Origin of the sequence: Streptosporangium sp. NPDC049248 (assembly GCF_040678965.1) — a bacterium.
In the GTDB taxonomy this organism is placed as follows: domain Bacteria; phylum Actinomycetota; class Actinomycetes; order Streptosporangiales; family Streptosporangiaceae; genus Streptosporangium; species Streptosporangium fukuiense.
In genome coordinates, this window is the sequence record NZ_JBFAQY010000004.1 from 541,070 (window position 1) to 547,719 (window position 6,650).

8 protein-coding genes are annotated in these 6,650 nt (G+C 69.9%); 3 read left to right on the forward strand and 5 right to left on the reverse strand.

Annotated features, from left to right (window positions below; genetic code table 11):
- Positions 1-178 precede the first annotated feature (178 nt).
- Positions 179-421, forward strand: coding sequence for a hypothetical protein (locus AB0K21_RS11655; protein ID WP_343966535.1), 243 nt, complete (start codon positions 179-181; stop codon positions 419-421).
- 248 nt (positions 422-669) lie between these two features.
- Here AB0K21_RS11655 and AB0K21_RS11660 read toward each other — a convergent pair whose 3' ends face one another.
- Both AB0K21_RS11660 and AB0K21_RS11665 read right to left on the reverse strand, forming a co-directional pair.
- A complete protein-coding gene (locus tag AB0K21_RS11660) occupies positions 670-1,062 on the reverse strand; it encodes a VOC family protein (RefSeq protein WP_343966537.1) in 393 nt (130 codons plus the stop codon).
- Between the two features lie 244 nt (positions 1,063-1,306).
- Positions 1,307-1,720, reverse strand: coding sequence for a VOC family protein (locus AB0K21_RS11665; RefSeq protein WP_343966539.1), 414 nt, complete (start codon positions 1,718-1,720; stop codon positions 1,307-1,309).
- A 136-nt stretch (positions 1,721-1,856) separates the two neighbouring features.
- Here AB0K21_RS11665 and AB0K21_RS11670 point away from each other — a divergent pair, with 136 nt between their 5' ends.
- Together AB0K21_RS11670 and AB0K21_RS11675 are read left to right on the forward strand one after the other, a co-directional pair.
- Positions 1,857-2,729: a sigma-70 family RNA polymerase sigma factor gene (locus AB0K21_RS11670; RefSeq protein WP_364149398.1), complete on the forward strand. Its 873-nt coding sequence runs from the start codon at positions 1,857-1,859 to the stop codon at positions 2,727-2,729.
- A complete protein-coding gene (locus tag AB0K21_RS11675; RefSeq protein WP_343966543.1) occupies positions 2,726-3,178 on the forward strand; it encodes a VOC family protein in 453 nt (150 codons plus the stop codon). Before AB0K21_RS11670 ends, AB0K21_RS11675 begins: the two co-directional genes overlap by 4 nt.
- A 300-nt stretch (positions 3,179-3,478) precedes the next feature.
- On the opposite strand, the gene AB0K21_RS11680 is transcribed toward AB0K21_RS11675, so the two are convergent.
- The 3 genes from AB0K21_RS11680 to AB0K21_RS11690 form a co-directional block, all read right to left on the reverse strand.
- On the reverse strand, positions 3,479-4,705 hold the full coding sequence (locus tag AB0K21_RS11680; protein WP_343966546.1) for a saccharopine dehydrogenase C-terminal domain-containing protein: 1,227 nt from the start codon (positions 4,703-4,705) through the stop codon (positions 3,479-3,481).
- 176 nt (positions 4,706-4,881) lie between these two features.
- The gene (locus tag AB0K21_RS11685) at positions 4,882-6,153 is read right to left on the reverse strand and encodes a hypothetical protein (RefSeq protein WP_364149401.1); all 1,272 of its coding nucleotides are present in this window, start codon (positions 6,151-6,153) and stop codon (positions 4,882-4,884) included.
- A gap of 245 nt (positions 6,154-6,398) precedes the next feature.
- A partial coding sequence (locus AB0K21_RS11690) for an aldehyde dehydrogenase family protein (protein WP_364149403.1) occupies positions 6,399-6,650 on the reverse strand: 252 nt, incomplete at its 5' end.

Sequence of the window (6,650 nt, forward strand, 5' to 3'; positions counted from 1 at the left end):
TGCATGCAGGCCGTGATTTAACCACCACTTGACACCTGCCACAACGACCACGGGCCGTGACCGCGTTATAACAGTTCCGATACGAAAGTGCGCGATCAAGGCAGGAAACGTGTCGACAGCCTCCCTGCGGCCGCGCCGTGGGAGAAACCAGGGGTCTCCACGCCGAAGGGATAGAGAAATGAGTTGGAGGCAGGCCAGAACGGCACACGTCACAATGACCTTTGATCCCGAGGGGCTGACCCCCACCCAGCGTGAGGGCGACGCCTGCGTGGCCTGCCACAAGAAGTGGCCCCGCCCGCGAATCAGGATCGGCCGCCTTCCCGACGACACAACCCTCTTCGCCTGCCCGGAGTGCGCCGACGCGCTGCTACCTCAGCAGGACGACACCCACTCCCTCCCGTGGCGCGTGGCCTTCTCCTGATGCGCCGTTCCTCGATCGAGGGCACGAACGCGCGGCCGGGAGGCCGAGCCTGCGAACACCGATCCCACCTTCCTCACCCGTGCCCGGGATGTCCGCGGCAACGGTGATCAAGCACCTCGCCTGGTCATAGACGAGCGCGGCACGCGCCCGCCCGTCCCGGGCCATCGCCTCCTTGAGCGAGGGCCCGGACCGGTCCCCGGCCTCGCCCGGGTGTGGCGTGTCCGGGGACCCCGCGCGAGGTCTACGGGTCAGGAGGCGTAGGTGGTGACTTTCCACAGGTAGCCGTCCGGGTCGCTGAAGTAGCCGAAGTACCCGCCCCACTGGGCGGGGGCCGCCTCCTTGACCACGCTGCCACCGGCGGCCACCGCGTTGCGCATCGTCTCATCCACCACTTCCCTGGAGTCGGGGTTGAAGTGGAATGAGGCGCCGCGGAATCCGGATCCCTCCGCGGAGACGCCGGCGTCCTGTGCCGCTGCCTCCCATTCGTAGAGAGCCAGCCGCGGAGATCCCTCGCCCAGGCTGAACGAAACGAAATGGCGGGTGTCCTCGTCGATCTCGCAGCCCAGGCCTTCGGCATAGAACCTCTTGGCGCGAGCCAGATCCTTGACGCCGAGCATGATGGCGCTCACCTGCAGTGACACGGTTCTCTCCTGGTGTTTTCGGGGTATTTCGCTGCCTGAACCGGCAGGCCGGACATCCGGGCCGGGCCCGGATGTCACATCGGCGTGGCGGACCGAGCGTTGAGAAACGTGCGACGAACCGCCAAAGCACCGCTGAGCCGGTCTTTCGCCGGTCGGCGAGTCGTATCCGGTAAGCGCGGACACGGCACGCCCGGCGTGCCCGGCGATGGCCACGTCACCCACACTCGCCAGAGGCTTTCGGCGGCTACTCCGCGTAGGGCTGGTCCGTTCCCTGGGCGCTGTAGCCGAGACTCCAGATGTAGCCGTCCGGGTCGGCGAAGGAGCCGCCGTACCCGCCCCACGGCAGGGCGCCGGCGGGCTTGAGGACCGTGGCGCCGGCCTTCTCGGCCTCCGCGATGATCTCGTCGACCCGCGCCTCGCTGCGGACGACGTAGGTGAGGACCAGCCCGCTGAAACCGCTGCCCTCCGGACTCGTGCCCACCTGGCCGGCCAGGCCTTCGCGGCCGTAGAAGCCCACGGGCGAGCCGCCGTCCGGTTCGAAGAACGCCGAGATGCCGTAGTCGTTCTTGATCTTCCAGCCCAGACCCTCCGTGTAGAACCGCTTGGACTGCTCCAGGTCCCGGACGCCGAGGAGGATCGAGCTCACGTGCGCTTTCATGCCTTGTCTCCTGCTGCTTGAGGTGTATGCGCCGCCTGAACCGGCAGGCCGGACATCCGGGCCGGGCCCGGATGTCACATCGGCGCGGGTTCGCCGGTCAATTGGTATGACAGGCGGCGACGGAGGAATGTGACAGATGGTCGAGCAGGACTGGCTGAGCGAGCGGTTCGCCGAGCACCAGGGCCGCTTGCACGCGGTGGCCCACCGGATGCTCGGCTCACCGGCCGAGGCCGAGGACGCGGTGCAGGAGGCGTGGCTGCGGGTCAGCCGCGCCGACACCGGCCAGGTGGAGAATCCGGCCGGGTGGCTGACCACGGTCGTCGCCCGGGTCTGCCTGAACATGCTCGAGGCGCGCCGGGCCCGGCGTGAGGAGTCGGCCGGGGCGCTGCCTCCCGAGCCGGCCGCGCCGCACGCGAGCACCCACCCGACCGGCCGGGCCGACCCCGAGGGCGAGGCGCTACTGGCCGATTCGGTCGGTGTCGCGCTGATGGTGGTGCTGGACACGCTGACTCCCGCCGAACGGCTCGCGTTCGTCTTGCACGACGTCTTCGCTGTGTCGTTCGGCGAGATCGGCGCCATCATGGACCGCTCCCCGGTGGCGGCCCGGCAACTCGCCAGCCGGGCCCGGCGCCGGGTGCAAGGAGCGGCGGACGCATCCGATGCCGCGCGATCGGCGAAGCGGGAAATCGTCGCCGCCTTCCTTGCCGCCTCCCGGAGCGGGGATTTCGCCGCCCTGCTCGAGCTGCTCGATCCGGACGCCGTGGCCGTCGAGGCCCGCGGCGCCCAGGCGGTGGCGGCTTTCTTCGCCGGGCGGGCTCAGGCCGCCCGGCTCGCTCTGGTCGACGGCGTTCCGGCGGCCGTCTGGTCGCACCGCGGCCGGCCGAAGGCCGTCTTCACGTTCACCATCAGCGGCGAGAAGATCACCCGCATCGCCATCGACACCGACCTGGACCGGCTCCGCGACCTCGACATCGTCTTTCTCAGCGCCAACGACAAGGAGCGGCAATGAGCCATACTCCCCGACCGGTCCGCGGTGTGACCGGCATGAATCTCAGGCTCTCGTCCTGCACTCTCGCCGTCTGCGACGTCGACGAGGCGCTCGGCTTCTACCGTGACGTGCTCGGTTTCGAGGTACACGATGACGTCGAAGCCGAGGGGACGCGGCGGGCGAGCGTCGGCCCGCCGTCACAGCCGGACGTGCAGATCTTTCTCGAATCGCCCGGCGCGGACCCGGGTGCCTCGCCGGCCGACCGGCAGACGATCGAAAACCTGATGGCCAAGGGCCTGCTGGGCCGTCTTGTCTTCCTGACCGACGACTGCGACGCCGCCTTCGAGCACATCGAGGCAGCGGGCGCTGAAGTGATGCAAGAGCCGATCAACCAGCCCGACGGCGTCCGCGACTGCGCCTTCCTCGACCCCTCCGGCAATATGCTGCGATTCACCCACCGTGGCAGGTAAACCGGGCACTCGCGTCGCGGCGGGAACACGCCGCGAGGCGCTGTCAGGCGCCCTGAACGCGGCCGCGGAAAGGGCGGTCCTGCCGTCGCCCCCTCTGGTCCCCCGGATCCGGAAGATCAGGGGCACCTCGGTTCCCAACGACCAGCACCGAACCGCTGTACGACCGGCGCACATCCCCGTACCCGTGGAAAGGCCCTGGTCGCGGCGCGGGCGCCGGCGGACCTCTTCCTGGCGCCCGCCGCCGACGCCGCACGCGCGGACGAGCGCGAGGCTCCCGCGCCCTGCCGTTGACAAGGTGCGTCAGGCGGACAGCAGAGCCGGGGCCGTCTGCTCCCGCATCCCCCACGGTGAGCCGTAGGCGGTGAGCAGTTCCAGGAAGGGCACCGCGTCGAACGCCTCGGGACCGAGCACCCCGGTGCCCGACCAGGCGCCGGTGGCCAGCAACTCCAGGGCGACCACCGGGTGCACCGCCGTCTGCCAGACCACGGCCTGGCAGCCGTACTCCCGCATCGACCACTCGTTGTCGACCACGTGGTAGAGGTAGACCTCGCGCGGCCGCCCGTCCTTGCCCACGCCCTTCACCCAGGTTCCGGCGCAGGTCTTGCCCCGCATCCGATCACCGAGCGTGGCCGGATCGGGGAGGCTGGCCGCGACCACGTCGCGCGGCGAGGTCTCGACACCGCCCACCTTGATCTTGCCCGCCCTGTCCAGGCCCAGCTTGTGCAGGGTCTTCAGGACTCCGATGAACTCCTCGCCGAGACCGTACTTGAAGGTCACCCGCCTGGCGTCGATGTAGCGCGGCACCAGGAGCACCTCCTCGTGCTCGACGTTGACGCACTCGACGGGCCCGATCCCCTCGGGGAAGTCGAAGACCTCGGGCTCGCTGAACGGCTCGGTGGTGTGCCAGTCGCCGTCCTCCCAGACCACCGGCGGGTTGAGGCACTCCTCGATGGTCGTCCAGATGGAGAACGTCGGTGCGAACTCATAGCCCTCGACCACCAGGTTGGAGCCGTCGCGGATACCGATCTCCTCGATGCTCTCGAAGAGGTGCTCGGCGGCGTAACGCGCGAAGACGTCGGCCAGCCCGGGCTCCACGCCCATGCCGACCAGCGCCAGCCCGCCCCGCTCCCGCCATGCCTCGCCGAGGGCGAACTGCTCGTCGCCGAGTTTCACCCCGGTCAGCTCGTACGGTCTGCGGGGGTGGGGGCGCGACAGCGACATCGCCATGTCGAGATAGTGGGCTCCGGCGTTGAGCGCCGCCTCGAACAGGGACATGGTGAAGCGGGGATCCACCGCGTTGAAGAGCACGTCGCAGCGGTGCTCGGTGAGAGCGGCCTCGACCGCCACCCGGTCGGAGGCGTCCAGCCCGATGGCGCTGAAACGCGGGTCCGCGATCCTGGCCACCACGGCGGCGGCCCGGTCCTGTTGAGAGTCGGCGACCACGATGTGTTCGAAGAAATCTCGGCGTGCGGCGATCGGGACGACGGCGGAGCCAACGCCGCCCGCTCCAACAAGAAGGATTCTCATGGCGACTACCCTACCCACTGACTGGTCGACCAGTCGATATTAAGGACATGATTTTCCTACTGAATCCATCGCCAAAAACGATCAGAGCAACGAAAAACGTTGCTCGCTACCGAGATCACCGACACGGTGGGGTAGCGGGAGCCTTCTTTGGGGCGAGGAGGCGTCCGACCCCGGCCTCAGTCGGAGATCCGCTGCTTTCCAGGCTCGGAGGATGCCCTGAGGCTCTTCCACCGCTCCGCCCACCCGGCGTAGTCGGTGCACTCCCCGCCCTGGCCACCACAGTCCCTCGTCGGACGGGCGGCGAAGAGGACGTCGCGCAGCCGGCGGTTGTCACGCACCTGGTACGCCTCGCAGATCCGGCGGGCGCGCCCGCCGCACGCCTCCGGATTGGCCGGGGCGAGGCCGGTCCAGGCCGCGGCGGGACGCTGCGCCCGCACCGAGCTCATCCAGTTCAGCCACCGGTAGGCGCAGTTCGGGCTGGCCGGCTTGGCCGCGAGCATCCACGAGTCGACCCACCCGGTCGCCGGGACCCCCTTCAGCACCTTCATCGGCCGGTCCGCGCGCTGGAAGAGGTCAAGGTGGTAGGGCAGGACCTGGGCGATTCGCACCTGCTCCGCCGACAGTGCCCTGACCAGGTCGAGCGAGCCGTCCCAGTAAACCCGGCCGGGGCCTTCGCCCTCGGCGAGGAGCTTCATCGCGGCGTCGAGCTGGGCGGGGGTGAGCTGGAACGGATCTTTGATCTTCAGCTGGGGGCGCGTCCCCCTGAGGGCGAGCGCGGCGTCGGCGATGCTCAGCGGGCTGTTCCTGATCGCCGCCGGAGCCGTCCCGTAGAGGGCGAGGGGTCCCCGCGGCCCGTCCCCTTCGCGGACCACCCGGTTCACCCCCCACAGGTAGGGGATGCCGTAGACCTTGTCGTCCTCGCGCAGACCGGGCAGCTCGCGCAGGCGCTTGGGGATCCGCCGGTAGTCAGTGACCAGCGCGGTGTCGAGCGGCGCGACCTTCCCCTGCTGCACCAGCAGACCGGCCAGGTCGGGGGTGGCCGAGAGCACGTCGTAGCCGCCCTCGGTGAACCTGGCGGCCATCTCCTCGCTCGTCCTGACCCGGTCGAGCTTGACGACACAGCCGCTCTCCCGCTCGAAGGGCGTCAGCCAGTTGACCCGCGAGCTGGCCCCGCCGTACTCGACGTACCCCTGGAACGTGAGCACCTGGAGCGTGCCCTCGCCCTTGCCGATGGACGCCGACGGTGCCGGGCTGGAGGTGGCGGAGGGGATGGCTCCGGACTCGGAGCCGGGCGTCGCGACGGGCGTGCCGGAGGGGGTGGGGCTTCGCACCGACGAGGTCGCGCTCGCGGCTCCCACCTGGGCCAGGGCGGCGAGCGCCAGGCCGCCCGCCCCCAGCGCTGCCCCAAGACGCGCGCGGCGGAGCCTGTCCCTGCCCATGAGGCCCACGAGGTTTCCTCCCGACGTCGCCACCGATCTGCCCGGGAGCCTACCGGCCGTCCCCGGCCTCCCGCGGTCCGTCGGGGACTGCGTGCCCGGTTCGCACAGGCCAGGCATGGGCGAGACCCGCCCCGTGACAGAGGGTTCAGAGCACGCGTGAGGCCCGCGTCCCGGCAGGAGGGACGCGGGCCTCACGGTTCAGGGGCCAGTGGCGGGGCACCTGCTCCTCCCGCTCGATGTTCGATACGGGACCACTAGCCGTTGGTGGGGAAGCCGAGGTTGACGCCGCCGTGGCCGGGGTCGAGCCAGCGGGAGGTGACGACCTTGCCCCGGGTGTAGAAGTGCACGCCCTCGGTCCCGTGCACATGGGTGTCGCCGAACAGCGAGGACTTCCAGCCGCCGAAGCTGTAAAAGGCCATCGGCACCGGGATCGGCACGTTGATGCCGATCATGCCGACCTCGACCTCGTTCTGGAAGCGCCGGGCCGCGCCGCCGTCGTTGGTGAA